Source organism: Desulfovibrio sp. 1214_IL3152 (genome assembly GCF_036763055.1).
Taxonomy (GTDB): domain Bacteria; phylum Desulfobacterota; class Desulfovibrionia; order Desulfovibrionales; family Desulfovibrionaceae; genus Desulfovibrio.
The window spans coordinates 1-2,878 of record NZ_JBAIYW010000178.1 but is presented as its reverse complement, the minus strand read 5'-3'; the positions used below and the strand labels follow the sequence as shown (position 1 = coordinate 2,878).

The following is a 2,878-nucleotide window of genomic DNA, read 5'->3' as shown; positions in this document are numbered from 1 at the left end:
CCCCGGACCACCCCGGAGGTTTTCAACTGTCCCGAGCTTGCGAGGGCTGCGCGGCCTCTGCTGCGGGAGCTTCCTCGCGTTGCTCGGTGATCTCCCTCCGCGCCGCGCAACGCCATCAGCGAGTCCGGCTTTATCAAATCTGTCCTGCCCAGCCCGGCTCCAGCCCGGCTCAAGCAAATCCGGCTCCAGAGCAGTTGGCGAATGAAATGAGTTAACCGCGCTGCAAGGGGTTTCAGGAAATCCTTGCCACGAAAAGCAATCAGTCGCCCGCCGCTAAGGTGCAAGCGCAGCTTCAGCCGTTGCCCGAAGGGCTTACGACTGAAGAGAACAAGGCTAGAGCAGTTGGCGAATGAAATTAGTTACTCTGCAAGGATTTTCTTGAAAATCCTTGCCACGAAATGCGAGAAGGCAGGATTTTGCCTGCCGTAAGCGAGCATTTCAAGTGTTAACTGTCCTAATTGCTTGCGCATCTAAGCATCGGAGCGAGCGCCCCGTTAACTTTGAGAATGTCTATTTTCAAAATTGAAATGCTCTGAATGCTCTATTGAGTCCCATCATGCCTGGGCGGGCGCGGTTTTTTAAAAAACGGCCTGTTTTGTTTTTCTTTTTGCGCAGTATCGGTAAAAACATCCTTATGCCAGATGGCCCCTGCTTTGTGCGGGGGCTTTTTTTGGCCCGCACTTTGCATAAATTCGGGCATGGGGCCGCAGGCCCAAGGAGACGATGGCCGCGCATCCGCATCAGCGCGCCCGCCAACCAAGGAGAAGCACATGCAAGCCGGCATGTTTAGCGGTCTTTTTGCCGCACTCACCACAGAACACCGCATGAATTTCATCGCCAATAATTTGGCGAATGCCAATACGCGCGGCTACAAACGCGATACCGTGGCCTTTAAGGACACCATGATAACCTACGCCTTTGACGAGATTCGTGAGCCACTCATGAATCTTCAGTCCAAGCCGCTTTTTCCCGAGCCGCTTAACGCCTCGCGGGTGCGCCTTGCCGTATCCAAGATAGATTTTGCCCAAGGGTCCATGCAGTATTCGGGGAATCCTCTGGACATGGCAATCAACGGAGAAAATGCCTTTTTTCGCGTTGCCACACCCACCGGAGATTTTCTTACGCGCAACGGAGCCTTTGTGCTGTCGGAAAACGGCACAATAATGACCCCTCAGGGCTATCCCCTTCAGGCCCAGGGCGGTGGAAACATTGTTATCCCGCAAGGCGTGCGCCACATCCAGATAAGCGGCGACGGGCAGGTCATTGCTGACAACGACGTGTTGGGGCAGATCGCGCTGGTCAACGTGGACAATCCGCAAAATCTCGAAAAAATGGGCAACAACCTTTACCGTCCGCGTGAAAACGTGGCCGTGGCCGAGGGCAACGCCTATCTGGAGGGCGGCCGCATCGAGCAGGGCTTTACCGAAGCCGCCAACGTGGAAGTCGTGCCGGAAATGGTCAACATGATCGAGGTGCAGCGCCAGTTCGAAGCCTACCAGAAAGTCATGCAGACCTCGGACACGCTGGATCGCGCCGCAACCGAAAAAGTCGGGCGGCGTCAGGGCTAGAACCGTTTCACTTTGAAATTGCTCTGGCAGCGGCTCGTGCAGGCGTCTGTCACGAAGGCGCAAACACAGTGCGACTGCCGGTTCAGAGTCTCGGTAATGGCTGTATAACTGACTGAAATGTATTTTAATCGTATGAAGCTTTAAAAAACCGCGTCGGCGCATTGAAGCGCTGGCTACGGATACAACGGATCCGCTCCAGGTCTGCCGCTGGAACAAGGAGAAACCTTTATGATGCGTTCCCTTTGGACTGGGGCCACCGGCATGGTGGCACAGCAACTCAATATTGACGTTATTTCCAACAACCTGGCTAACGTCAATACCACGGGCTTCAAGAAAAGCCGCGCCGAGTTTGAAGACCTCATGTACCAGACCATGCGCATGGCCGGGTCCATCACCGAGGGCGACAACCGTTTGCCCGTGGGTATCCAGGTGGGCATGGGCACACGTCCCACGGCCGTACACAAGTTTTTTACGCAGGGCGATTTTCAGAATACCGGCAATACGCTGGACGTGGCCATTGAAGGCGACGGTTTTTTTCAGGTCGATGTGAACGGCGAACTCATGTACACCCGCGCCGGTTCCTTCAAATTGAATCAGGACGGCGTGGTGGTCACGGCCAATGGCTACATCCTGCAGCCGGAATTTGCCGTGCCGCCGGAAACAAAGAATATTTCCATATCGTCTTCCGGTCATATCGCCGCCCTCGACGCCCAGGGACAGGAAATCGGCGGAGCGGAAATTCCGCTGTATACCTTCATCAACTATGCCGGCCTGGATGCGCGCGGGCGCAACCTGTTCACGCCCACCGAAGCTTCGGGCGAGGCGGTGGAAGGGATTCCCGGAACCGATAACGTAGGGACCCTGGCGCAGGGCTTTCTGGAAATGTCCAACGTGGAAGTGGTGGACGAAATGGTCAACATGATCGTGGGGCAGCGCGCGTATGAGGTGAACTCCAAGTCCATCCAGACGTCGGACTCCATGCTGGGCATCGCTGTACAGCTCAAGCGCAGCTAACGCGGTAGCGGATGAAATGAGTGATCTGTTTTGCAAGAGTCTGCAGGCAAGGCCTGATTACGAAATATGAACAGGTGAGCTTTGCTCACCGTTAAGCGGCTATTTTGCGTGTCAAATGGTCCAGTGTCACGGAGGCAGGCATGATTTCACAGGCGGCATCTATTTCTCGGGCGGCAGACGGCATGGGGCGCAAGAAAGCTCCGGCCCTGGCCGCATTGTGGGGCGTAGTGCTTGTCCTGGCCCTTGTCTGCCTGTGGCAGGCGGCAACCGCGCAGGCCGCAGGTGGAGTGCCGCAG

Annotated in this window: 2 protein-coding genes; both read left to right on the top strand. The window is 55.9% G+C overall.

Annotated elements, in window-relative coordinates:
• Positions 1-770 precede the first annotated feature (770 nt).
• Complete coding sequence (locus V6C07_RS03745) at positions 771-1,568, top strand: flagellar hook-basal body protein (protein WP_333535028.1); 798 nt, start codon at positions 771-773, stop codon at positions 1,566-1,568.
• A gap of 228 nt (positions 1,569-1,796) precedes the next feature.
• Complete coding sequence (gene flgG / locus V6C07_RS03740) at positions 1,797-2,582, top strand: flagellar basal-body rod protein FlgG (protein WP_333535027.1); 786 nt, start codon at positions 1,797-1,799, stop codon at positions 2,580-2,582.
• Positions 2,583-2,878 lie beyond the last annotated feature (296 nt).

Excerpts from the sequence above, each read along its gene's own strand:
- V6C07_RS03745 (WP_333535028.1), top strand. The coding sequence starts at position 771 with ATGCAAGCCGGCATGTTTAGCGGTCTTTTTGCCGCACTCACCACAGAA.
- flgG (WP_333535027.1), top strand. The coding sequence starts at position 1,797 with ATGATGCGTTCCCTTTGGACTGGGGCCACCGGCATGGTGGCACAGCAA.